The organism is Bacillus sp. JJ1566, from assembly GCF_036962685.1.
Lineage (GTDB): Bacteria > Bacillota > Bacilli > Bacillales > Bacillaceae_L > Ferdinandcohnia.
Genome location: NZ_JBALOP010000029.1, coordinates 1 through 25,519, shown reverse-complemented (window position 1 = coordinate 25,519; position 25,519 = coordinate 1). Strand labels below are relative to the sequence as shown.

The window sequence follows — 25,519 nt, the reverse complement described above, 5'->3', positions numbered from 1 at the left end:
GGTAATTTATGAAAAAGTTCAAATTAAGTTTAGCTACTCAAATTTTTATTGGTTTAGTATTAGGTATTATCGTCGGTGGGATATTCTATGGAAATCCAACGGCACAGAATTTCTTACAGCCATTCGGTGATCTTTTTATCCGATTAATTAAAATGATTGTTGTACCAATCGTCCTTTCAAGTATTATTGTCGCCATTGCCGGTGTTGGTGATTTAAAATCTGTTGGTAAATTAGGTGGTAAATCCCTTACGTATTTTATTGGCATGACTTTGGTTGCGATTGCAGTTGGCCTTATTGCTGCCAATGTATTTCAGCCAGGTGCAGGTCTAAATATGGACAAGCTAGAGCAAAGTGACATTTCAAACTATGTCCACACATCAGAGGAACAAGAAGGCAAATCAATTGCCGACACATTACTTCATATTGTTCCAACCAATCCGATTCAAGCTATGGTTGAAGGGGATATGCTAGCGATTATCTTCTTTGCAGTTGTCTTCGGTCTAGGAATTGCAGCGATTGGCGAAAAAGGGAAACCCGTTTTACGTTTCTTTGAAGGTATGGCAAATGCCATGTTTTATGTGACGAACTTATTTATGAAGTATGCCCCAATCGGTGTGTTTGCATTAATTGGTGTAACCATTTCTAAATATGGTTTTGCATCACTTATTCCATTAGGGAAGCTAGCCCTTACTGTATACGGAACGATGATTTTCTTTGTAATTGTTGTTTTAGGACTGCTAGCAAAATTCATCGGATTAAATATCTTTAAATTATTGAAGATGATTAAAGAAGAGTTAATCTTAGCCTTTTCAACAGCAAGCTCAGAAACTGTCCTTCCGAAAATTATGGACAAAATGGAGAAAGCGGGAAGTCCAAAGCATATCGCTTCCTTCGTTATTCCAACTGGTTATTCGTTCAATCTGGATGGATCTGTTTTATATCAAGCAATTGCATCCTTATTTATTGCCCAAATGTACGGAATTCACCTAAGCATTGGTCAACAAATTACACTTATGTTAGTCTTGATGGTAACCTCTAAAGGTATGGCAGGAGTACCTGGTGTATCCTTTGTCGTGCTATTGGCGACATTCAGTACAATTGGTTTACCGGCTGAAGGATTAGCCTTTATTGCGGGTATTGACCGTATTCTAGATATGGGACGTACTGCAGTTAACGTAGTAGGAAATTCATTAGCAGCACTCGTTGTTGCAAAATGGGAAGGTCAATATAATCCTCCTGCTGAGGTCGAGACCATGAGAGAAGCGGAAGCTGTATAAAACGAAGACATCTTAAGACTTTCAACGATTATGTTGAGAGTCTTTTTTTAGCCTAAAATGTTTGGATCGAAATGACACTATTGTCATCCATAGAATGAAAAAAGAGACCGGGACTTGAAACCATGCCCCCTATATGATGGAAGGTTATCTTGCCAAAGTTCAAATGATTTTGCGAAATGAAATTCGTTCTTCCACAGAGGAACGTCTAAAACGATCATCCAAAATCGACCGAGAACCCAACTTAGCAAGTAAAGGATACGAGATAAACAAATTCATTTTTGAATAAAAACCCAAGTGCCAATTGGGACTCTAGATGATAAATCTAGAACATCATGATTAAACATTCTAATACATCCATGTGAAACACTTTTACCGATTGAGGCTGGGTTATTTGTTCCGTGAATACCGTAATGAGGTCTTGAAAGACCCATCCATAGCACTCCAAAGGGTCCTCCGGGATTACGTTGTTTATTGATAATTGTGTATGCCCTAGTGGGCGTTGGGGTTACCATTTTTCCAACGGCAATTGGGTAAACCTTTATCAGCTTGTTTCCATCAAAAAGTTTTAATTGATGTTTTGATGTAGAAATGATGATCCATTTCGCCATGTAAATCCACTCCATTTTTTGAATATCCTATGAAGTAACCCAGGCATTTGTTAATTACAGAAGCTGGCTAGATAGAGAGATTCCTTAATGATGGATTTATCAATAAATCCATAATGGGTTCCGTCGCAAGAACCAGCGTAGACGGAAAAACTCCGCTTAATTGGCAACTTTTCTCAAAAAAGGCTAATATAGAAGGAAAAATTCCGTCTATTATCGTAAAAATTGCAAAAATGGTGGATTTTTCAATGCATAGCCGGAAAACCTTCCCTTATTTACCCCGAAGCGAGCTCCATTTTGCAATTAACGGTAGAATCTCCGCTTATTTTTTTGCTGGTTACTCACTTTAGTACAAGGAGTGAGTATTAACAAAAAAAGCCAAGTGAACCTCATTTTGAAACATTATGGTGAACTAAATCATAAGTAAGGATTTTGTATTCCCGATAAAGAAAATCGCCAATTACTATGGTGAGTTTTACTTTTTTGTTTACCAATAACTATGTCAATACAACTGTCATCGGGAAGTATTTTAAGAAAAGCACCTCAAAAGGAACAGTTTATAAAATGGTAGTCACCTCTCTTTGTTTAAAAAAGCTCTATTTATTTCGTTAAACCTAAAACTAACTCTTTATAGATATCGAAGAATGCAAAGTAGTAATCCTTGTAGACATATTCGTCTGTTTTGTGTGCCATTTTTGTTTCTCCTGGACCAAACATCATGAATGGGAAGTTATCATCTTTACCTCGTAATAGGTTTGATGCATCTGTTACCCCTGGTGAACCTTTAAGAGAAATTTCTAAATCTAAATATTTTTTACTGAGTTCTTTAGCAAGAGTAACCATTTCATTCTGTCCTGAAGTGAAAACACTTGGTAATGACATTGTCACTTCAACATTGATATTAGAGCCTTCTTTATTGTATTTCTTAGCTGTTGTGTTAAATAAGTCAATCACTTCATCGTTATCAAATTCTGGAATAGTGCGCACGTTTATTTCAGCAACTGCTTTTTCTGGAATTGAGTTTACTTGGTTCCCTGCATTAAAAATTGTTGTACTCATAACCAATTTATCTAGAACCTCATTTTTACGATCATCGCCATTCAATTTTTTGTCTATTTCTAATAGATATGCCATTAATGGATTAATCGCGTTATAACCTTGGTCAGGCATAGAGCTGTGTGCTGCCTCACCAATGGACGTTACACGTAAGTTAAGTGAACCTTTGTGAGAGTATATAATCGTGTCATGAGAAGGTTCAGCTACCCATAAATAATCTACATTATCCATATAGCCTTCTTCATATAATTTTTTTGAACCTGCGCCACCGACTTCTTCTCCAGTCGTTGCCATAAAACGGACAGTACCATTTTTTAGTTCATTATTTTCTTTCAGTTCAATCATGACTAAAGCAAGGTTTACTAAACCTGCTTTCATGTCATTTGTTCCACGTCCGAATAATTTTCTGTCTCTTTCGGTCAATGTGAACGGATCTGAAGTCCACTCACTTTCATCACCAGGAGAAACGACATCCATATGTCCAGAAACGCCAATGACTGGACTTCCGCTTCCAATTTCGGCCACTAGGTTAACACGAGTGTCTGTAACTGGAACAATTTTCGATTCAATGCCGTATTCGGCAAATAAATTTTTCAAATAATCTGCAACCTCGATTTCGTTTTCATTAATTGATTTAATTGCTATAATGTCAGATAAAATCTGTATCTTTTCTTCCTCTGTAAAATGCTTCATACTAAATCCCTCCAAAATCCGTCTACCCTTAATGAGAATACAACTGTATTTTACCCAAAAGTCCATTACTGAAGTAAAAGTATGCATTTCAATAAGATAACATCTACCCACAGTGGTATGAAGTTTTTTATTTGCAAAGAAAATGGCGAGAAAATTGTGTGGAGAAATTAAATGGCATTTTTGCATTTGCATTATGGGAGCAGGGGCAAGAAAAGCTTTTAATGGCAAGATACCTGTTTGGGGTGAAGCCATTATTTTATAAGCTAACAAATCATTTTCACCACATAAAGAAATGCGAATACATTTTCGATGAGTCGCCGCCATCTACTCCGATCAACATAGATTGCACGTGACTAAAACAACAATCATTTAGAATAAAGCCTAACAAATAGTCCCAAAGTCATCACTAAGTCAATATCGTACCCCCTATCAGTCAATATTGTTGCCTGTATTATGAGGATGTACCAGTTATAATACAGGTAAGCGGTTTCAAAAGTGAGGGGGTGGTGTAAATGGAGACGAATACTGAAGTAGAACTGAAACGAAAGCCGGAACTCGGGGCCAAACGAAAGATAAAGTGGAAAAGTGTATTAACCTATGCTGCTTTTGTTGGACCTGCATTATTGTTTTTTGTGATGATTCAAATTATCCCCTTTATAATGGGGATCTATTATTCATTTACATCCTGGAACGGGATTAGCTCAGCGGTGGAATGGATTGGATTTGAGAATTATAAAAAGATTTTTACAAACGATGCAAAGTTTTTCAATTCCTTCTGGTTTACAACGAAGTTTATGTTTGCGGCTGTGATCATTAGTAATTTGATTGGATTCGGATTAGCGCTATTGTTAAATGGCGCGTTAAAGACGAGGAATATTTTACGAACGGTCTTTTTTATGCCAAATGTGATTGGTGGACTTTTACTTGGGTTTATCTGGCAGTTCATCTTTGTGAAGGGGTTTGCGTCGGTAGGGAAATATACCGATATTGGGATTTTTAAGCTTGCATGGTTAGGTGACGAGGCTACTGCCTTTTGGGGAATTGTCATTGTATTTGCTTGGCAAACGGCTGGTTATATGATGATAATCTATATCGCTGCCTTGCAGGGAGTGGAGCAATCCTATATTGAGGCTGCCAGAATTGATGGGGCTTCGAATTGGGATGTATTAACGAAGATTATTATGCCGTTAATTCTACCAGCGTTTACGATTTGTTTCTTTTTAACAATCTCGATGGCATTTAAGATTTTCGACATTAATATCTCGTTGACAAACGGGGGCCCGTTCAACTCAACAGAGTCTGTTGCGATTAATATTTATCGGGAAGCATTTCAGTATAATAATTTCGGTCTAGGTACCGCTAAAGCAGTCTTGTTCTTTGTGATTGTGGCAGTCTTTACGACTGTTCAAGTTGTAATGACGAAGAAAAAGGAGGTTGAGGCATAATGAACCGAAAATATACAAAGAGGACCTTTCTTTTAGAGATATTTGGAATTTTGCTAGGTCTCATTTTTCTCATCCCATTTTACTTTGTCATCATTAATTCTATGAAAGCTTTTTCTGAGATTTTAATAGATGCGGCTGCATGGCCAAAGGAATTTCTATTTACGAATTTTGTGAAGGTATGGGACATTATTCATTTTCCAAGAGCGTTTTGGAACTCATTGATTATTACAGTTGCCAGTAATATTGGAATTGTCGTGATTAGCTCGATGGCAGCGTGGAAATTGGTCAGAACCGGTGGAAGGTTTAGTAACTTCCTATTTATCTTTTTTGTCGCGGCGATGGTAATTCCCTTCCAATCTGTCATGATACCGCTCATGAAGCTTGGTGGAATGTTAGGAATCGTCAATAGTATTCCAGGGATTGTGATCATGTATTTTGGATTTGGCGTACCACTGTCCTTATTCCTTTTTCACGGATTTGTGAAGACAGTACCAGTTGAAATAGAGGAAGCAGCGAGAATAGATGGTTGTTCGCAGTTTGGCGTCTTTTGGAGAATTGTTTTTCCATTATTAAAACCAATAACTGTGACGGTGATTATTTTAAACACATTATGGATTTGGAATGACTACTTACTGCCTTTACTTGTGTTAACAGATGCAGAGCTACGAACCATTCCATTAGCAACAAGCTCTTTCTTTGCTCAGTATACAAAACAATGGGATATGGGATTAGCAGCGCTTGTTCTCGGTATCACACCGATTATCATTTTCTTCTTGTTTTTACAAAGGCATATTATTAAGGGAATTGCTTCAGGGTCTATTAAATAGGGTTATACGTTTTTGTATAATATAAAATTTCACATGATAAAGGGGGAAACAAGTTAATGAAACGCAAATTGCTTTTGTTAACAATGGCTTTGTTTTTAACTATCCTTGGCGCTTGTTCGGATAAGGAGAAGACAACTGGTAAGGGCGATGGAGGAAAAGAAGGGGAGACCGTTACTCTAAACCTGATGCAGTTCAAGGTTGAGATTGCCGATCAGCTACAAGCGATGATTGATGAGTATGAGAAAGAACATCCAAACATCAAGATTAAGCTTGAAACAGTTGGTGGTGGTGCTGATTATGGTGCTGCGTTAAAAGCAAAATTTGCTTCAGGCGATGAGCCCGATATTTTTAACAATGGTGGATTTAAGGAGCTAGAGCTTTGGAAAGAGCGCTTAGCAGATCTTTCAGATGAGCCATGGGTAGAGCATGTCTTACCAATTGGTAAAGTTCCAATGACAGATACAGATGGTAAGCTATATGGGATGCCTGTTAACTTAGAAGGTTATGGCTTTGTGTATAACAAGGATTTATTCGAGAAAGCTGGCATTACAGAAGCTCCGAAAACATTCTCAGAGTTAGAAGAAGCTGCAGTAAAGCTTAAAACAGCAGGGATTGTTCCATTCTCAGCTGGTTATGGAGAATGGTGGGTAATTGGTCAACATTTACTCAATATCCCATTTGCCCAACAGGATGATCCTGTTAAATTTATCGAAGGGCTTTATGCTGGAACAGAAAAAATTGTCGGTAATAAGCATTTTGAAGATTTTAAGAATGTACTAGATTTAGAGTTAGAATATGCAAATGATAATCCACTTACAACCGATTATAATACTCAAGTTACCTTATTTGCATCTGGTGAAACGGCAATGCTACAACAAGGGAACTGGACAGAAAACATGATTTATGAAATTAATCCTGAAATTAACATGGGCTTCCTTCCAATTGCAATGACGGATGATGAAGCAGCAGCAAATCGTCTACCAGTAGGGGTTCCAAATAACTGGGTTCTTAATAAAAATTCAAAGAATCTACAAGAAGCAAAGGATTTCTTAAATTGGATGGTGTCTTCTGAAACTGGTAAGCGTTTTATAACAGAAGAATTCGCGTTTATCCCTGCATTCGATAACATCGAACCGACAGGATTAGGTGATCTTGGTCTTTCAATCCTGGAATATTCTAAGGATGACAAAACAGTTCCTTGGACTTGGTTTAGATGGCCAGATGGTGCAAATATGGAGAAAGCAGCAGCTATCCAAGAATATGCAGCAGGAAAAATTGATTACGATGAATTATTAGCACGTTTCCAACAGACGTGGGATAACTTGAAGTAATCGATAATCGCTAGGAATTTTTCAGTGATTGCTCCCTTTTTTGTAGAAAGCATGTCTATACTAGACGTGCTTTCTATTTTATACTAATAATGTATATATTTAGGGGGAGATGCCCTTTTGTTTAAGAAGAGTATTCGAAATAGGCTGATTGTGTTATTGCTACTAACAACAATCGTGCCGTTTGGAACGTCAATTGCGATTACATATTTTCATATTAAAGAATCTTTAAAGGATCAGGTCGTTCAAGAGAATAAGAGTCTCTTATATCAAGGCAAGGAAAATCTTACGAGCTATATCCGAGAGCTTAATGGACTATCGCTCTCCCTCTATAATAACCCTGATATTGTGAGTTATTTAAGGTCATCTTATAAGGAAAATCATTATCCGACCTTGGATACGCTGAAGGATGTTTTGCAAACGATTTTATATGCGGAAGAGAATATTGAACGGGTCTATATTACTTTTTCAAATGATGACCGAATTATCTCTATTTCGAAGCAATCAGCGGTCGTATTTGCCAATAAGGTAGGGAATGGTAATGAGGAGGTCTTCGAAAAAGCCAAAAATAGCCCGGGTAATATGTATATTGAACCTATACATATGCAAAAGAATTTGGACAATATTGTAACTGTTAAACGGCCGAAAACAGTATTATCGATTCATCGTTCTTTTATCAATTCACCGTCTAATGACGTTCTTGCTTTTGTCACATTGGAAATTACACCAGATAAAATCCTTGAATTAAGTGAAAATCTATATAACGAAGAAAATGAGGAATTTTATATCGTTTCAGCTGAAGGAGATTTTATCTATCAATCCAAACAAAAGGAAAAGGCAGATCACAAAGAGTGGATTGACACATTAGTCCATACAAATGAAGAGCAGGGGACCATGGAGTGGAGTGATGATTCATTTAATGGTGTCATGGTCTATAATAAGCTCCCAGAGATTTCAGGGAACTGGATGTTAGTAAAAAGAATTCCGTATACCACTCTATATGAAAGTGTTAATAATGTAGCGATTATTAACATTTTATTTGGGGTCGTTGGATTAATTTTAGTTGTACTAGCGACTTTATTCGTCTCCTTTAAAATAACCTCACCGATTCGAATCCTTTTACACAATATCCATCAGGTTGAAGAAGGTAACATGGATGTGAATTTTCAACCACTTGGTGAGGATGAAATCGGGGTGTTAGGGAATCGCTTTAAGCAAATGATTGAAAAAATTAATCATCTTATTAATAAGGAATATAAGCTTGAATTAGAAAACAAAACCAATCAATTGCGTGTACTTCAATCGCAAATTAATCCGCATTTTTTATACAATGCACTTCAATCGATAGGTACACTGGCGCTAAAAAACAATGTGCCACAAATTTATTCATTAATTACTCAGCTTTCGAAGATAATGAGATATGGAATGAATATGGAAGAAGACATCATTCCATTGATTAAAGAAATAAATTATATAAAAGCGTTTCTGCTTTTACAGAAAGAAAGATTTGGTGAACAATTAGAATTCATCATTGATGTGGATGAAAGTGCTCAAAACGTGAAGGTTCCGAAAATGATTCTGCAGCCTATCATTGAGAATTACTTTAAGCATGGATTCGATGATCGGACAGAAGCGGGTAACATCAAGATAACATGTACGGTTGAAAATAATAAGCTGTTCATTGCCGTAAAGGACAATGGAACGGGAGTATCTGAAGAAAGACTGCAAGAAGTTTATTCGTATTTTCATAGTGAAACGAGTTTGGGCGAGGGAACCAATATCGGACTTAAGAATGTATATTCAAGACTAAAGCTTTATTATCATGACCAAGCAACTTTACAACTTCAAAATAATGAGGAAGGTGGTCTACTCGTTACGATGAGACTCCCGATGGATGTGAAAGGTGATGATTATGAAAGCAATCATTATTGATGATGAAAAGCATGTGCGTGAAGGACTTCTATTACTAGCAGAGTGGAAAAAATTCGGGATACACACGATTTTTGAGGCAAAAGACGGGGAAGAGGCGATGCAGCTCATCTCGAAGCATCAGCCTGAAATTATTTTTACTGATATGAGAATGCCCAAAAAAGATGGAATCAGTCTTTTGAAATGGATACGTTCATCCGGGATTTTGAGTAAAACAATTGTCGTAAGCGGTTACGATGATTTTGAATATATGAGGAATGCGATCTACTATAAAAGCTTTGATTATTTATTAAAGCCAATTGAGCCAGACGTGCTTAATGAAACATTAGAAAAAGCTGTGAACGAATGGAAGGAGCAAGCTCTTCACGAAAAGACATTGGTCACGACCGACATCCAATTTCAGAAAGAGAAAACGGGAATCCATTTAATCGAAGAATACATAAAGCAAAATTATCAAACAGAAATCAATTTACAAGATTTAGCCGAGCGTTTTTTCTTAAGTAGGGAGTATATTTCAAGGAAATTCAAGCAAGAGTTTGACGATACGATTACTGATTATGTGATGAAAATTCGAATGGAAAAAGCAAAAGAATTATTAGAAAATCGAGATCTGAAGATATACGAGATTGCAAATCATGTAGGATATCAAAATGAGAAATACTTTAGCAAACTATTTAAGAAATTAATTGGCGTAAGGCCGAATGAATATCGAAATAAGAAAGTGAAGGTAAAATAATCAAATTGGAGGACAACTCAATGCTACAAGTCACTGTTTGGAATGAAAATCGCCATGAGCAGAAGGATCCGTTTGTACGGGAGATTTACCCGGAAGGAATTCATGGGGCCATTGCTACCCTTTTAAAGGAAGAGCAGCTCCACGTTAGAACAGCAACTCTTGATGAGCCAGAGCATGGTTTAACAGATGAGGTACTTGCCGAGACAGATGTTTTAATATGGTGGGGCCATCTTGCTCATCATGAGGTAACTGATGTGATTGTTGAGAAGGTGAGGCAAAGGGTTCTTGATGGGATGGGGCTCATTGTTCTTCATTCAGGTCACTTCTCGAAAATCTTTAAAGCCTTGATGGGAACCTCTTGTGATTTAAAATGGCGAGAAGCGGATGAAAAAGAAAGAATTTGGATTGTCGACCCTAGTCATCCGATTGTGGAAGGGCTAGGTGAATATATCGAGCTTGAAAAAGAAGAGATGTATGGGGAGCATTTTGATATTCCTGCACCTGATCAGCTAGTAATGGTCAGTTGGTTTGAAGGTGGAGAGGTATTTAGAAGTGGGTGCACGTATCAAAGAGGGAAAGGGAAAATTTTTTATTTTCGCCCAGGACATGAAACATACCCAACCTATTATCATAAGGACATTCAACAAGTAATCCGCAATGCAGTCAAATGGGCAAAGCCTACTAAGCTACCAAAGCCTATTTATGGGAATGCGAAACCGCTTGAAGAAATTAAAGCACATAAATAAATACATAGGGGAGGAAAACAGAGATGAGTAAAGTAAAAATTGCTGTGATTGGATGCGGGAGTATCGCCCAGCACCGTCATTTACCAGAATATGCGATGAATGAAAATGTCGAAATTGTAGCTGTCTGTGATATTGTCGAAGAACGTGTCCAAAAGGTCGCGAGTGAGTATGGTGTTATAGCCTATACAAGCTATGAAGAACTACTTTCAGATCCTGAGGTGGAAGCGGTAAGTGTTTGTACACCAAACTATTTGCATGCGCCGATCTCGATTGCAGCATTGGAGGCAGGAAAACATGTGCTTTGTGAAAAACCGATGGCTACTTCTACTGAAGAAGCAATGAATATGATTGAAGCAGCGAAGAAATCAAACAAGAAGCTAATGATTGGCCATAATCAGCGATTTGTTGCCTCCCATCAAAAAGCTAGACAGATGATTGAAGCTGGTGAATTAGGAAAAATTTATAGCTTCCGTACAGCCTTTGGACATGGCGGGCCGGAAGGGTGGAGTGTGGACGGAACAGAAAGCTGGTTTTTCAAGAAGAATGAAGCGTTTATTGGGGCAATGGGAGACCTAGGTGTCCATAAATCAGATTTGCTACGTTTCTTGTTGGGTGAAGAGTTTGTTGAAGTTGGGGCATTTATTGAAACAAGTGCAAAGGAAAACGCAGATGTAGATGATACAGCGGTCTGTATTTTACGAACAGAATCTGGAATTATCGGAACATTAGCTGCGAGCTGGTCCTACGTGTCAAAAGAGGATAACTCAACCATTATTTATGGAGAAAAGGCGATTTTACGACTAGAGGATGATCCTGTTAATAACCTCATTATTCAATATAAAAATGGCGAGGTTGTGAAATGTGAATTAGGCGGTATTCAAACAAATGAAGATGGCGGGCAGACAAATTCTCACGTTATTTCTCATTTTGTGCAATCGATTGTTACCGACACAATCCCACCTGTACCAGGGGAAGAAGGAATGAAATCGTTACAGGTGATATTGGCAGCACTCGAATCAAAAGAGACAAAGAAGATAGTCTCGATCAACTGAGGTGTAAAACGTGAATAAACTACGTATTGGAATCATCGGAGTTGGCGGAATCGCACAAGCACGACATATACCTGCGTTCCAACAATTATCCGAGCATGTCACAATTGAAGCCATTTGTGATGTGAATGAAGAGTTAGCAAAGACTGTTGCAGAAAAATTCCGGATTTCTAAGATTTATACAAGCTATCAGGAAATGTTTGCTGAAGTTGATGCCGTTGTTGTGTGTACCCCGAATAAGTTTCATGCTGAGATTTCAATTGCTGCACTTCATGCAGGGGTCCATGTTTTATGTGAAAAACCGATGGCGATGTCGACGGAAGAATGTCAGGCGATGGTTGATGCTGCTAAAGGCTCCGGAAAAGTGTTGGCGATTGCCTATCATTATCGTTTTCTCAAAGACTCACAGGCTGCCAAACGGTTAGTTTTAGAAGATGAAATCGGTGAGCCTATCGTGGCAAGGGTCAAAGCATTGAGAAGACGTAAGGTTCCGGGCTGGGGTGTTTTTACCAACAAAGATCTTCAAGGTGGAGGAACCCTTATCGATTGGGGCTGTCATTTCTTAGATTTATCCTTATGGTTACTAGGAAATCCAGAGCCTGTTGAGGTAATGGGCACAGCCTATAACCGCCTCAGTAAGCTTCCGAACCAGGTCAATCAGTGGGGAAGCTTTGATTCGGAATCCTTCAATGTTGATGATCATGTGACTGCCTATATTAAATTTCAAAATGGTGCTTCGATGCTTTTTGAAACGTCATGGTCAGCCAATATTCCGAAGGATGAGGAAGGGGTTAGCATTTCGGGGCTAAAGGGTGGAATTGATCTTTTTCCTCTTCAACTCAATCAAGCGAAGCATGGAATGCTATTGAATACAGTAGCGAACTGGGTACCTGGTGAAGACTCTGCCGATCTGCCACAAGCGAAAAACTTTGTTGATAGCTGTCTAGGATTAGATGAACTAATCGTGAAACCAGAGCAAGCCTTACAAGTATCCAAAATCATCGATGCGATTTATAAAAGTAGTGAAACAGGAGAAAGCATTAAAATTTAGTGGGAGGGAATCGAATAATGAAACTAGGAGTATTTACCGTTTTATTTTCAGAAAAGAGCTTTGAAGACATGCTTGATTATGTAGCTGCCTCTGGACTACATGCAGTTGAGATTGGGACTGGTGGATATCCGGGCAATGCCCATTGTGATCTCGACGCATTGTTAGAGAGTGAAGAAAAACGAAACGAATATATGGATAAAGTGACATCACGTGGACTACAAATAAGTGCGTTCAGCTGTCACGGAAATCCTATTTCTCCAGATAAAAAATTTGCCGACGAGTCTCATCAGGCTTTGGTGAAAACAATTAAGCTTGCTAGCTTACTAGGTGTTCCAGTTGTGAACTGTTTTTCAGGAACTGCAGGAGACCATGAAGGTGCGAAATTTCCAAACTGGCCGGTTGCTCCATGGCCAAATGAGTATAGTGATATTTTAAAATGGCAATGGGAGGAAAAATTAATTCCGTATTGGAAAGAGTGGGGCCAATTTGCAAAGGATCATGATGTGAAGATCGGGCTTGAGCTACATGGTGGGTTTTTAGTCCACACTCCTTATACCTTGCTTAAATTGCGAGAGGAAACATGTGATGCAATTGGCGCAAACCTCGACCCAAGCCATTTATGGTGGCAAGGAATTGATCCAGTTGCAGCAATCAAAATCCTAGGTAAGGCAAATGCAATCCATCATTTCCATGCGAAGGATACATACATTGATCAAGACAACGTCAACATGTATGGGTTAACAGACATGCAGCCATATGGCGAGGTTCAAACGAGAGCATGGTCGTTCCGCTCTGTCGGCTGTGGTCATAGTTTACAAGAATGGTCAGATATGATGAGTGCACTACGAACATATGGATATGATTATGTTGTAAGTATTGAGCATGAAGATCCCATCATGTCTATTGAAGAAGGATTTAATCGTGCTGTCCGAAATTTAAAGTCAGTCTTACTTGAGGAAGTACCAGGGAATATGTGGTGGGTGTAAAAAAGTAAATTCTGGTGCCTGGCCCCTAGTACGGTAAAGTATTACCGTACCGGGGGTCAGGCGCTTTTTCAATTAATTGTAAGAAAGATTTCATTTACCGCTAAGCACCCGACTAGTTTATAATTAAAAGTGTTAAAAATGGATTAGATTCCTATGAATCCACGAATATGTAAGTAGGTGAGTTCAATCGATATTATTGAAACACGGGTGAGAGGGTTTATTACAGATATTCAGCACCCTAAACAAAAAAAGAAGATTAATATAAATGAGTTAGAGCTTCAGTTGCGAAGGATAATCGACGATTATTTTGAAATGGACGGGTATGCTCTGTTTTATTCTGCGATTCAAAACCTACAAGCTGAAGGACAATTGACTCCAATTCAAAATAAACAATACAACGGAAGGTCACCGGCACTTCCACTATTTTTTTGGGTAAATATAAAGGTTCAGGAGGATCAATGGGATCGTCTTGAGATGATGAAGATAAGTGATACATTTGACTTTTCCTTTTATGAACGTCATCCGGAATGGCAGACGAAAGAGGAATGGGCACGAATCCAGAAGCTATACGATTTTCTTCAATCCAGTCAGGAACGGGAAATCGTGTCAGTTGAAGAAAGAAGCCTTGAGCTCTTTGGCTATGAAAAATTCTTGCTAGATAGTGAAAGCTTTCCTGAAGGAAGTGGCTTTTTAGCTAGAATAGGAGTAGCAGAAGAACAGTTGAAAATGGTGCACTACGGTGAACCATTTGTGTTTTGGATGAAACAAGGGGTAGAAATGAACGATATCCAGAGAGTCCTGATTGTCGAAAATCTATCTTTCTTTCATACCTCCATACAGTTATTGGAGGCAGAGAAATTAGATTATGAGCCTGAGTTGATTATTTATGGGGAAGGGACAAAGATTGAACGGAGCTTTTCTTTTTTCTTCCGAATGTTTCAAGCTAAAAACTATCTTTTCTATTACGCAGGAGATCTAGATGCTGCGGGATACGGTATTATGGTCAGACTGATTGAAAAATACCCAGATTGCAGTATTCAGCCCGCCTTAAAGATTTATCGCAAAATGCTTGAATGTGTGGATCAAAAGAATACGCAAAAACGTGGACAAGCACAAAATATCACCTACCGTGATTCCTTTTTTCAGTGGTTTACGGAGCCCGAGCAAGCAATACTTATGGATTTGTGGCAGGAAAATATGCGAATCCCGCAAGAAGTCTTAACAATCGAAACATGGAGGAGATGGATGTGAACGAATCATGGGAAGGGTTTGCCCAGCGCATGCAACGGTTAAATCCACTGTTTGAGCTTGGGAGGGGAATGGAAGTCGGAGAGTTAAAGCCTCATATCCAAACGATTCTCATGCATGTGTTAATCACCATCTTTTACCGAGAGTTAAATGATGATGATAATAGACGCAAAACAGATATTAAGTATATGGTTGATGATTCAATCAAACAAATGAAACTATTAGCAGACGAAAAGCAAATAGAACGGATTACAAGTGGGCTTTTGTACCAGGGAAAAGAAGAATTTAGCCAACCGTTTGAAGCCCTATATTACGATGAAATTAGGCAATCGTGGGAGACTCAAGTCTTTCGCTATGTCACAATGGATGAATTATATACGAATTTGGAGATGGGCGGACAGGTAGTATATAAGCTGACCGATGTCGCTCAGGAAATGATTTTTATGAGCAGGGAAATGGCTGAGGAATTTTCGATCACGATTGAACAGCTCTATAGTATGCAGTTAATTAAAAACGGTAATTTCAGGAAAGCTACTCGAAACCTCGATCACCTCATTTCACGGGTTAACCGCTTAATGGCAAACGAATTCTCCTTTCAAAAGGAAATGATCAACAATCCCAAAATTTTATTGATTGAAGAGGAATGGCAAAGGGCAGACAATCGTGTTGAGATTGAAAAGCAATTTGAAGAAGAAAAAAATCACTTTCGCACCATCACGAGCATGATTGAAAAATCCAAACGAACCAATGATGAAGATGATTATATCCAAAAGGAATTGATTCTTCTTCAAGAAAAAATTGGTCATACAAGGCAATTACATGATCGTTTTGCCAAGCTTGTGATCCAAAATATTTCATATGAGATGAAATTAAAGGTAGAGAACCCATCATTGTTTTGGGAAAATAGTTTGGTTTCATTCCGCGAACATTTTTATGAAGATTGGATGATGAAAGAAGGAGTTGCTTCTTTTACAACCGTTGAACAGATATTATCGCCTTTGTTTTCACCGAAAAATGAATTTATTTTGCCCCTTGATTGGATTTGGGGAGAACAAGAATTTGATGGAATCGAATCAGATGATGAATTAATTGAAGATGAGGAAGAAGAAAATGTGACTGCGAAGCGGGTAACGGACTGGGATTCGGTTATTTCGGCATGGAGTTACGTGTTTCAATACTTACAAACATATGGAGAGTTTTCGCTAACTGATTTAAAGGACCTGCCACTTGAAGTACAGGATTTATGGTTTGAAGAGTCAGAAACGATTGATTTATGGATGATGTTTGATAAAAAACCGCTAAAGGTTCAAGTGCTTAATCGAAAGGAAGAAACCTTAAGTGATGAGAGGGAAATTCTTCTTTATAAATTAATGAAGGAATATCCTCAATTTCAAGTGTTTGAAGGATTGAAGATCTATACAAAGTTTGATCATCGTGCCAAGCCTTTCCAATGGTATCGAATGAAAATTACCCCATTTAAAATCTGTGTAGAGGAGGGGAAGTAAATGGATGCAGAAATCGTCAAAAAGGCGTCCGCTGTCTATTTTACATTATTAAAAGAGAAGGTTATTGATGAAAACAGTGAGCACTTCCAAACGTACTTTGAGCCAGAAGTAAGACAGACCGTTCTCTTATTAGCAGACGAATCTGGTACCTATATCATTGAAGCACCGAAACGCATTCAGTTAGTGGTCCAGCCTACCGGTTCAGTGTTTGCAACAAATTTCACCCATATGAAAGACAAGCACAAGCAAATTGAAACGAAAAAACACTTTCATTTGATTAGTATTGTGATTATGGCATTTTTGGCAACAATTGACCGCAACCAGGCTGCTAAAATTCGTACAAAACGTGAAGGAATAAGCTTCTACGCATTAGAGCGGCAAGTGAATGATCTAATCGTGAATTGGGAGAGCATTCTAAAATCTAAGCCTGCCTTCGGAGAAGAAGAACGAATTGATATGAAGGAAGTTGTGACCACATGGAAGTACATGGAGGTCGACACCGAGAATTACGGGCTAAAAAAGGGAAATCGCCGAACAAGAATCGGGTTAATTGCAAGTAGCATGCGCTTATTAGAAACAGAGGGGCTAATCGTCATTCTGGACCGTGATGATATACCAAAGGTGTTTCCAAAGAGTGAGCTTTTCGAGCGAATTGAATACTTGTATCACGATTACGATCGGTATGAAGTATTTAAGAAATTAATGACAGCTGAGGAGGATGAGCATGCCGAAAATCTTTTCGATTAGAATTGCGGGCCTGAAATATGATGGCATGCAAAAACAATATAAAGATACCATCTTCAATTTCCATAATGATGAGACCTCAACAAATGGTTTGATTGCGATGATGAATGGCGGCGGAAAAGGTGTGTTCCTGCAAACGATTTTCCAAATTCTTAAGCCCGGAACGTCGTGGGGAAAACAAAACAATCGTTATTATCAACAATTCTTCTTTAATAATAAAGAACAATTTATACCTTATACCTTTCATGTCGCCATTCAATGGGAATTAGACGGTGCTGATCATCGTCATTTGATTACAGGTGGAATGTTCTCAGCCGAGCAGCGAATCTCAATGAATGATGAAAGTGGAAATGAAAATAAAACACTGGAACAAGAAGCGAAAATATTGCCTGATATTACTTTTTATACAAGGGAATTCGACCGGAAAGAGGAAGCTGCCCTTGATCATATTCCACTTTATGAAAATGATGAGGTAGCGCAAAACGAGAGCCTGAAGGATTATTTAATGTGGAATGGATATGACGTCTACCGGGACACGAAGAAGCACTACCGCATCCTTGATACATACGGAATTAACCGTAAGGATTGGGATATTATGAAGGATATCAATAAGGATGAAGGCGGGGTTGGAAAATACTTCGAGGGAGCTGAGGATGATCATTCCCTGTTTCAAAAACGAATTATTCCGACTGTTAGTCAAGTTTTGCATAGGACCGAGCATCAAAAAAACGATCTAGTGGAAATTTTTAAGAGCCAGGCTAGTATTGCGAAGGACCTCCCTGTTCTTTTAAAAAGAGAACAAGCCCATAAAGAGTTTTTAGAAGACATTGTCCCATTCGAAGAGCATGTTGCAATTGGCGTCGAGCATAAAGAAATAGCAAGTAGCAGTATCAAGATTGGAAGACAGCTACTTGGTGCGTTAGAGCATGTAAAGCAAATTGAAGAGGAAACTCAGCTTACATTAGCTGGTGAGATGGAGAACCAAACCATAAGGCAAGAAGAGTTACGCTTTCAAAAGGATAATTTGGAGTATTCCAAAGCTCACCGAGAGCTCATGGACTGGGAAAAGAAATTAGCTACGGAAAGAGAGAAGCACACTTCCCTTCAGGAAATTGTGAATGAGAAACAGGAGCGTAAGGAACAACTGATTTTTCAGCTCTTATTAAAAGAGTGGAGTGAAAACGAACAAAGCATTCGTGCCCTGTCACAGCAAATTATGACATTGGAACAAAACAGTGGCTTAGAGCAAGTGAATCAACGAATGGAAGAAATCAAACAGGAAGCTCTAAAGCAATGGGAATCCTCCTATCAATCACTCCAAGAAGCTGTTAAACAGTATGTTGGGAACCAAAAGTTCTTAACTAAAAAGGAAAAAGAACTTTCTCGACAGGATAAGAAAATGACACAGGAATTAGCGAAGCTTAGTACGGAAATCGATAATCTTTATACACAAATGCATAACTTTGAGTCTAAGGAAGCTGAGCTTATCCAAGAATTTGGAGACCGATTAACGTACGACTTTCAGGGCTTGTTGGGTCACATTTCTAAACAAATCGAGGATAAAAAGGCTAGATTAGAAGACTTAGAGGCCAAAGAGAAAGAATCGAATGAAACCCAAAAACGTCTTGCCACTACTCATGGTACGCTTGACCAATCGATTTTATTTATAGAAGAAAAATGTGAGGCACTCAAAGCATCAAAAGAAGAACAAGAGCATAAAGAAGCAAAACTAGCAGACAAGCTTTATGGATTAATAGATGAAATCACGACACCATTTACACATTCGCTATTATCGAAATATGCCATTCAAATAGAAGGATTACTTGACGAGAACCGAAAGCAAGCCGAACAAATTAAAAAAGAACTATGGGAAACACAAATCGACCATTCATTAAATGATGAACCCTTCTGGATTCCGAATAAAGATGTGAAAGAATTAAAGGAATGGATTGATGAAAAGACTGGTATTGATGTGTTTTACGGAACTCAATATCTACAATCCTTAACGAAAGAGGAGATGGAAAGCATTGCTCTAACGTATCCGCTCCTTCCTTATGGATTGGTCGTAAGTGGTCAGCAATGGCAAAAAATTAATACGCAGGTCCTTTCAGGAAGAATGTTTAAAAGCCCTGTTCCGATTTTCCTGCGGGAGGAAATGAGCAGCGAAAAACAACAATTATCGTTTGTGGTCATTAACGGTACAGAGCAAGAGCTATTAACAGATAAAAATCAGTTTACCAAATGGAAAATTCAAATCGCCAAATTAATTGAAGACAAGAAAGACACCCTTGGTGAAATGGAAAAGACAGAAGGATCACTACGTCGCATTTTACAAGAAATCGATCGATTTTTATCAGGGGAGCTTTCGAGTGATATAGAAAAAACACTCCATCAAGAACAAAATGCTCTACTATCAAAAAAATCGAACTTACAGGAAGTCATCACACAAGAAGCAAAGGAAAAAGAACTCCAGCTTCAGCTAAAGGAACAGCTAGAAAAGACTACTGGAAAGATTGAAAAGCTTAGAAATGATGTGGAAGTATTAAAGGAGTTTGAAAAGGAAAAATCTCTTTATCAAGAAAATAAACGGGTGAAAATAGAAAAAGAAAAACAAAAGGAAGCCTTAAATCTTGAGCAGCAAGAACTAGGTGACAAGCAACAACAGATTTCCCAGCTCCAAACTAAGTGGAACCAAACATATGTAGAATGGAAGCTTACAACCGAACAAACGATTAAAGAAATCGCCACCTTTATTAGTGAAGCGGTGTTTCCGAGCGATGAGAAAGCGGATGAGTGCGAAGAGGTACCACGCCTATCCCTACATTTGCTAGAAGATCTAAAAGGTAATATTGAAGAGCTTAAACAACTCCAGAAATCAAAAGAAGAACAGGCTCATGAATTACTCGTTATTCAAGCGACCAGAGAAGCCGAACAAAAGCAGCAAATGAAACTGGAGAAAAAACTAAATAGCCAGAATGAGGAATGGAAGCAAGCTCCAGAACCGGATGAACCATTAAGTATATTGGAAAATATGATGCAATCTGCACAAAAGGATGCAAAGACGGCGGAAAAAGCAGAGCGGGAACAAGCGACTGCTGTAACAGTAGCAGAAACATCCTTAAAGCACGCCAAAGAACAACGTGTCAAAGCAGGAAAAAAGGTCAAAAAGTATGATAAACAGCCTGAAGAATGGGAAGATCTTGATTTAGAAGTTAAGGAAATTGAAATCAAGGATCAAACGAAAGTAACAATTGAGGAAATCAAGAAGATTGAGAAACGTCAAAAAGAAACAGAAACGCTAATTGCGGGTTATGAAGGAGATCTGTTAACTCTTTCTGTTATCTTAAAAGAAGAAGCGGCCGTCTTCACGGATCAAGATGTGGAAAAAATCAGGACTCAAGGAAAAACCTGCATTTTATCCTGGTGTGAAGAACATCAAGCGATTCAAGATGAAGGGCAAGAAAAGCATGCGAAAATCGACCAATCCTTAAGGAACTTAAAGCTGGCTATTGAAGGAAAGGATTGGGAAATACGTTTTAAAAACGAAGTGTTAACAACACTCGACCATTTGGATACAAGGCATTATGCCCATATTCAAAGCATCGTGAAAAACATGAAACGTTTTTCGCAAAGTGGATTAGAGCAATTAGAGCGTGACAAAGAACGTGCTGAAAAAGCCCAAAGCTTTTGGGCTAGCCGTGCCAGCATGAAAGTGATGAGCATTTCAGAGGCGATTCGTTCGATGATCGCGAAAATGAAACTGAAAAATGAACGAGGGACTTTTCCACTCGTCCAGTTAAAGGATGATATTTTACCTAAAAAGGCGGACGAGATCGAACCACTTCTGAAACAGCATTTTGTCGCAGCCATTAACAAAATTACAAAGAAATTTGATATTATTGATGACAATAATCGTGCGTTAGACCAAGAAATAAAGGAGCTCATAAGTGATGAGCAAATATTATTTGTTTCACTTCGAAATCGATACCCCGAGCTTCTTGTCTATAATATGCGAACAGATAATGCCTTTATGTACGGGAAACCACAAAGGGAGCATTATTCAACCTGGCAAACGATTAATCAAGGTTCTAGAACGAAATCCGATGGTAGTGGTGGACAAAAATTATCAGCCAGAATGGTGATGATGATGATGTTATTATCTGTGAAAAGTGAAACAGACCAAAGCTGGGTGCCATTGGTCTGTGATAATCCGTTTGGACAAGCGGCATCGGCACACGTCCTTGACCCAATCTTCGCCGTTGCTGAAAAACTAAAGTTCCAATTCATCGTCGTTACTCCGCCTGAACTTGTGAAGACGGAAATCAGTCAACGATTTGATGCCTATTATAAATTAGATTTCATTCGCGAAAAAGGAAAAGAAATTGTTTCGGATACAATTGTTCCAGCGTTTAGGATTTATCAATAGATGGGACAGGAATTCTGGCGTCTGCCCCCGTGTGCGGTAAGAAATATTGGGGCTGGCTCCTTTTTCTAATCATATAGTAAGGAGTAAACCATGACGATTATCGATAAATTAAATCTTACAAAGTATACTAACATGGCTGTTATTAATCAACCGAGTGATTATGACGTTTTTGTTGGTTACAAAACGTCTCTATCAGGGAAACATGATGCGATTTTCATTTTTGTTGAAACAATTCATGAGATGGTCCAGCATACACAGTATATTATTAAGGAAAATCACTTACTTGAAAAAGGGTATTTATTTTTTGCCTATCCGAAGAAAGGGAATAAGAGATATCCTACTTTTGTTCATAGGGATGAAATATTTCCAAGCATGAATGTGGGTGAAGATGGTTATGTGCAGGATAGTGACATGAAATTTTCTCGGATGGTAAGCATGGATGATATTTTTACAGTTGTTGGTCTAAAGCGTGAAAAGAAGAAAGCGACAAAATCATCTGCAGCAAGTCAGAATGTTGCTGATTATGAAGCAAATGTAGGTGATGTCGAAAAAATATTAACTGACTATCCAGGTGAACTGGCATTCTATCGACAGTTAACACCGGGTTATCAAAGAGATTGGGCTCGTTATATTTTTTCTGCAAAGCAACAAAAAACACGTGAAAAACGTCAGGAACAGATGATTGATATTTTGTCGCAAGGCTATAAAACTGTTGATTTATATCGCCAGAAAAAGAAGTAAACGTAAATTAAAAAGGCAATTCCCTTGGAGTGGTAAAGCGCCAATAGAGGAATTGCCTTTTTTTAATGTGTATTTGGGACAAGGGACCTGTCCCTCTGTCCCTCCTGTTTACTAGATTCAATTGTCTCGATAAATTTGTCGATGGTTGGTGTTAAGAAAGTGTCGGCTCTTCTGACGAAAACCGTTTTGATTTTACTATATTGCTCTGGTAGATTATGAAATTGAATGAGTCCGTCCTTTTCCAATTGTTTAACCTCTGACTTTGGAACGAAGGCAATGCCAAGTCCCATAGCCGTACTCCGTAAGATCGTTTCTAATGTACCGAATTCCATGATTTTTTTGGGGGACAGGTTTTGGTCTTTATACCATTCAGCTAGACGTGCCCGATATCCGCAACCTTTACTAAAGCATAAAATAGGTTCTTCGACTAACTCATCAAGACTAGAAACGCGATTATCAGAAATGAGCACGAGTTCCTCTTGAAACACTTCATAAGACACAAGGTCAGGGTGGGAATCTGTTTCTGTAATGAAGGCACCATCCAGCCGATGCTGTAATACGTCCTCTACTAATGTGTTTGTTACCCCAGTAAATACAGATAGATCAACATCTTTATATTTTTTTACATAGCTTGATAGGATTTTAGGTAAATGAATAACAGTTTCTACGGTACCAATTTCTAATTTTCCAGACGGTTCCTTATCGGTTTGAACGGCTTGTTTCATTTCTTCTGTTAACGCTAATATTTTTTGACTATAGGTTAATAGTTTTTTTCCCTCTGGTGTTAAGCTCATCCCTCGTCGATGGCGATTAAACAATGGAGTATTCATTTCAGCCTCTAGCTTACGAATTCTGGATGTAATATTCGATTGCACGTACTTCAAGTCTTTCGCTGCCTCTGTAATGGTTCCTTTTTCCGCAACCAACTGAAAAATCTCTAAGTCTTTAAATTCCACTAATAATCCTCCCCATCGTGATTATTCTCTACATTTATGATATCACGAAAAATGATAGTAGTTAATCATTATTATTCATTTTACAAGATATCAAAATGGGGAGATAATCAAGGTTGCCAATTATATAGGGGAGGCATGAGGGGAAATGAGAAACAATGTTCTATGGGGAGCTGTTTTGTGTTTTATTGCTGCGGTTTCATGGGGGGCCATGTTTCCTGTTGCACATGCAGCTTTTAAACATATCGATCCTTTTTATTTTACAATCATTCGTTACGGAGCTGTAACGATTATTTTAGTTGCGATGCTTTTCTGGAAAGAAGGAAAACAAGCGTTTCGATTTGAAGGCAAAGGCCTACCATTATGGTTCTTTGGGACAATGGCGTTTACAGTCTATAACCTATTTATCTTCTGGGGAGAAGATTTATTGGGTGAGCCCGGGGTAATGGTTGCATCCATTAATGAGTCATTAATGCCGATGATTTCGATTGTGATCGTTTGGATGTTTTATAAAAAACGACCTCATTCATTTACTTTGGCATGTGTAATCTTGTCATTAATCGGTGCGATATTCGTAATTACAAAAGGGGATATTCAATCTTTTCTAAGTGCAACAGATAACTTAATTCCTTCGATTCTTATCTTCCTTGCCGTTGTTGGATGGGTCATTTACACAATGGGGGGAAGCGAGTTTAGCGGTTGGTCTGTTTTACGGTATTCAACATTAAGCTGTTTGCTTGGAACGGTAACAGCGGGTGTGGTTGTAGCAGGTGCGACGCTGGTTGGATATGTCTCATTCCCAACCGAAGATGTGATCATCGCAACAGGTCCGCATTTACTGTTCATGATTATTTTTCCTGGTCTGATTGCACTGCTAGGTTGGAACGTTGGGGTAAGTATTTTATCACCAATTAATGCCCTTTTATTTATTAATTTTGTTCCAGTTACTACTCTTTTAGTTTCGATTTATCAAGGTTATGATGTGACGATGTTTGATATTCTAGGCACTGTCCTGATCATTCTTTCACTTTTGGCTAATAATCTGTTTGTAAGATGGCAAAAGAAAGAATACAAGCCGGTTGCTCAACCAAATTTGCATGAGCGGGCATCCTAACTAAGATTAACATTAACGGAGGATTCTTCCGTTTACATAAAAAAGAAGCCAAGCATGCTGCTAAAAGGATCCGTTTTCGGAAGCTTTCTTATAAATGACACAACAATTGACGTATGAATTGACATACGTCTTTTTCTTAATTTATCAAGGTTTCTGCGGAACTTCTTAAACTTTGACATAGCAATTGGCATCATTATAATAATAGACACTAAGTATTGTACAATTAAAAAAGAGAGTCAAAACTTCTGTCAATTTCAGTACAGTTTTGAGTACCAATATTATTGATCCTTCTCAACTAAGGGCAGGTTAGTTTAAAGACGATACACAATAGTATGGGTGACTGGAAGGATATTATTTATTGCAATATGCTTGGTTAAAACTGAGTAAAATGAATAAAACTAACCAGATAGGTAACTCAATCTAGAATAATAATGGGGTGATTTTATGAGTAAAGCTAAAGGAAAAGGTGGAACAGGGAGAGGAACAGACAAGAAGGGCTGGAATCGTTGGCAATCTAGTGCAAACAAAAAAAAGAGTGCAAAACCTTATATAAGTAAAGGTATGAAAAAAACGAATGTTGAAAATGACCCAACGAGCAAGAGTTAAAGTCACTTTTCCAAAAAGGAGATTCGCTTATTCTTATTCAAGTAACGGAGCGGATTAGTCGAAGAAAAAGAAAATAAAAAAATGGATGAAAAAGTATAATTTTGCTACAACCATTCGTCTTATTAATGTAAATAGATTAGAATGGTTGTGGAATGAAAAAACATTAAATAGTGATCTCATTGTAGATACAAGAAAATTGAAAAATGATTATGAGGAAATGATTCAGCCTTATTCTTCAAATCTCTGGAACTATTGCAGGTATGTTACGGGCTAAACCTGGGATGGAGAGGACCTTTTTCAAGATACTCTTATTAAATCCTCTGGATTACTTCCACAACCATGGGATAAAGTCATCCCTCCAGTAAATTGGGGTTAAGTGCTAGCGTATGATTTGCAGAAATAAATACATATCCCATCTTATTTAAGCGTTAATCAATGAAGTGACCCCAAAAAG

Annotated in this window: 22 protein-coding genes; 19 read left to right on the top strand and 3 right to left on the bottom strand. The window is 38.2% G+C overall.

The genetic code is table 11. The annotated features are described in order from the left end of the window. Window positions 1–8: 8 nt before the first annotated feature. The gene (locus V7112_RS12900; RefSeq protein ID WP_335420184.1) at window positions 9–1,277 is read left to right on the top strand and encodes a cation:dicarboxylate symporter family transporter; all 1,269 of its coding nucleotides are present in this window, start codon (window positions 9–11) and stop codon (window positions 1,275–1,277) included. A 272-nt stretch (window positions 1,278–1,549) separates the two neighbouring features. On the opposite strand, the gene V7112_RS12895 is transcribed toward V7112_RS12900, so the two are convergent. Then, on the bottom strand, window positions 1,550–1,885 hold the full coding sequence (locus tag V7112_RS12895) for a L,D-transpeptidase (RefSeq protein ID WP_335420181.1): 336 nt from the start codon (window positions 1,883–1,885) through the stop codon (window positions 1,550–1,552). A gap of 597 nt (window positions 1,886–2,482) precedes the next feature. Continuing rightward, window positions 2,483–3,631, bottom strand: a complete 1,149-nt coding sequence (locus V7112_RS12890; protein ID WP_335420178.1) for an ArgE/DapE family deacylase — start codon at window positions 3,629–3,631, stop codon at window positions 2,483–2,485. A gap of 131 nt (window positions 3,632–3,762) precedes the next feature. Here V7112_RS12890 and V7112_RS23825 point away from each other — a divergent pair, with 131 nt between their 5' ends. The 15 genes from V7112_RS23825 to V7112_RS12815 all read left to right on the top strand — a co-directional run bounded on the left by V7112_RS23825 (window position 3,763) and on the right by V7112_RS12815 (window position 22,392). Then, window positions 3,763–3,984, top strand: a complete 222-nt coding sequence (locus V7112_RS23825) for a hypothetical protein (RefSeq protein ID WP_438823890.1) — start codon at window positions 3,763–3,765, stop codon at window positions 3,982–3,984. Between the two features lie 159 nt (window positions 3,985–4,143). After that, complete coding sequence (locus V7112_RS12880) at window positions 4,144–5,076, top strand: carbohydrate ABC transporter permease (RefSeq protein ID WP_335420175.1); 933 nt, start codon at window positions 4,144–4,146, stop codon at window positions 5,074–5,076. Next, window positions 5,076–5,903: a carbohydrate ABC transporter permease gene (locus tag V7112_RS12875; protein ID WP_335420170.1), complete on the top strand. Its 828-nt coding sequence runs from the start codon at window positions 5,076–5,078 to the stop codon at window positions 5,901–5,903. Before V7112_RS12880 ends, V7112_RS12875 begins: the two co-directional genes overlap by 1 nt. Window positions 5,904–5,959: 56 nt before the next feature. Continuing rightward, on the top strand, window positions 5,960–7,234 hold the full coding sequence (locus tag V7112_RS12870; protein WP_335420168.1) for an ABC transporter substrate-binding protein: 1,275 nt from the start codon (window positions 5,960–5,962) through the stop codon (window positions 7,232–7,234). A gap of 117 nt (window positions 7,235–7,351) precedes the next feature. Beyond that, window positions 7,352–9,163 (top strand): sensor histidine kinase, encoded by a 1,812-nt coding sequence (locus V7112_RS12865; RefSeq protein WP_335420165.1) that lies wholly within the window; start codon window positions 7,352–7,354, stop codon window positions 9,161–9,163. Beyond that, window positions 9,144–9,896 carry a response regulator transcription factor gene (locus V7112_RS12860; RefSeq protein ID WP_335420162.1) on the top strand — a complete coding sequence of 251 codons (753 nt, stop codon included), beginning with the start codon at window positions 9,144–9,146 and terminating at the stop codon, window positions 9,894–9,896. Before V7112_RS12865 ends, V7112_RS12860 begins: the two co-directional genes overlap by 20 nt. Before the next feature lie 20 nt (window positions 9,897–9,916). Then, window positions 9,917–10,642 carry a ThuA domain-containing protein gene (locus tag V7112_RS12855; RefSeq protein WP_335420159.1) on the top strand — a complete coding sequence of 242 codons (726 nt, stop codon included), beginning with the start codon at window positions 9,917–9,919 and terminating at the stop codon, window positions 10,640–10,642. A 23-nt stretch (window positions 10,643–10,665) separates the two neighbouring features. Continuing rightward, window positions 10,666–11,694 carry a Gfo/Idh/MocA family protein gene (locus tag V7112_RS12850; RefSeq protein WP_335420156.1) on the top strand — a complete coding sequence of 343 codons (1,029 nt, stop codon included), beginning with the start codon at window positions 10,666–10,668 and terminating at the stop codon, window positions 11,692–11,694. 10 nt (window positions 11,695–11,704) lie between these two features. Then, complete coding sequence (locus tag V7112_RS12845) at window positions 11,705–12,742, top strand: Gfo/Idh/MocA family protein (protein ID WP_335420152.1); 1,038 nt, start codon at window positions 11,705–11,707, stop codon at window positions 12,740–12,742. A gap of 17 nt (window positions 12,743–12,759) precedes the next feature. Further along, the gene (locus tag V7112_RS12840) at window positions 12,760–13,728 is read left to right on the top strand and encodes a sugar phosphate isomerase/epimerase family protein (protein WP_335420149.1); all 969 of its coding nucleotides are present in this window, start codon (window positions 12,760–12,762) and stop codon (window positions 13,726–13,728) included. A gap of 177 nt (window positions 13,729–13,905) precedes the next feature. Beyond that, window positions 13,906–14,979, top strand: coding sequence for a Wadjet anti-phage system protein JetD domain-containing protein (locus V7112_RS12835; RefSeq protein WP_335420147.1), 1,074 nt, complete (start codon window positions 13,906–13,908; stop codon window positions 14,977–14,979). Beyond that, on the top strand, window positions 14,970–16,481 hold the full coding sequence (locus V7112_RS12830; RefSeq protein WP_335420145.1) for a hypothetical protein: 1,512 nt from the start codon (window positions 14,970–14,972) through the stop codon (window positions 16,479–16,481). Before V7112_RS12835 ends, V7112_RS12830 begins: the two co-directional genes overlap by 10 nt. Continuing rightward, window positions 16,482–17,228: a DUF6063 family protein gene (locus V7112_RS12825; protein ID WP_335420142.1), complete on the top strand. Its 747-nt coding sequence runs from the start codon at window positions 16,482–16,484 to the stop codon at window positions 17,226–17,228. It begins immediately after the preceding gene. Continuing rightward, a complete protein-coding gene (locus V7112_RS12820; protein ID WP_335420138.1) occupies window positions 17,206–21,651 on the top strand; it encodes a hypothetical protein in 4,446 nt (1,481 codons plus the stop codon). The genes V7112_RS12825 and V7112_RS12820 overlap by 23 nt, the downstream gene beginning before the upstream one ends. Before the next feature lie 90 nt (window positions 21,652–21,741). Beyond that, entirely contained in the window at window positions 21,742–22,392 is a 651-nt protein-coding gene (locus V7112_RS12815) for a YdeI/OmpD-associated family protein (protein WP_335420135.1), read from the top strand. Between the two features lie 62 nt (window positions 22,393–22,454). Here the strand turns inward: V7112_RS12815 and V7112_RS12810 are convergent, their stop codons facing one another. Next, on the bottom strand, window positions 22,455–23,348 hold the full coding sequence (locus V7112_RS12810) for a LysR family transcriptional regulator (protein ID WP_335420132.1): 894 nt from the start codon (window positions 23,346–23,348) through the stop codon (window positions 22,455–22,457). Window positions 23,349–23,493: 145 nt separating this feature from the next. Between V7112_RS12810 and V7112_RS12805 the strand changes: the two genes are divergently transcribed. From V7112_RS12805 to V7112_RS12795, 3 genes are all read left to right on the top strand, one after another. Next, the gene (locus V7112_RS12805) at window positions 23,494–24,459 is read left to right on the top strand and encodes a DMT family transporter (protein WP_335420129.1); all 966 of its coding nucleotides are present in this window, start codon (window positions 23,494–23,496) and stop codon (window positions 24,457–24,459) included. 444 nt (window positions 24,460–24,903) lie between these two features. Continuing rightward, window positions 24,904–25,065, top strand: coding sequence for a DUF3934 domain-containing protein (locus V7112_RS12800; protein ID WP_335420126.1), 162 nt, complete (start codon window positions 24,904–24,906; stop codon window positions 25,063–25,065). Window positions 25,066–25,150: 85 nt separating this feature from the next. After that, window positions 25,151–25,339: a hypothetical protein gene (locus V7112_RS12795; RefSeq protein WP_335420123.1), complete on the top strand. Its 189-nt coding sequence runs from the start codon at window positions 25,151–25,153 to the stop codon at window positions 25,337–25,339. The last annotated feature ends 180 nt before the right edge of the window (window positions 25,340–25,519 follow it).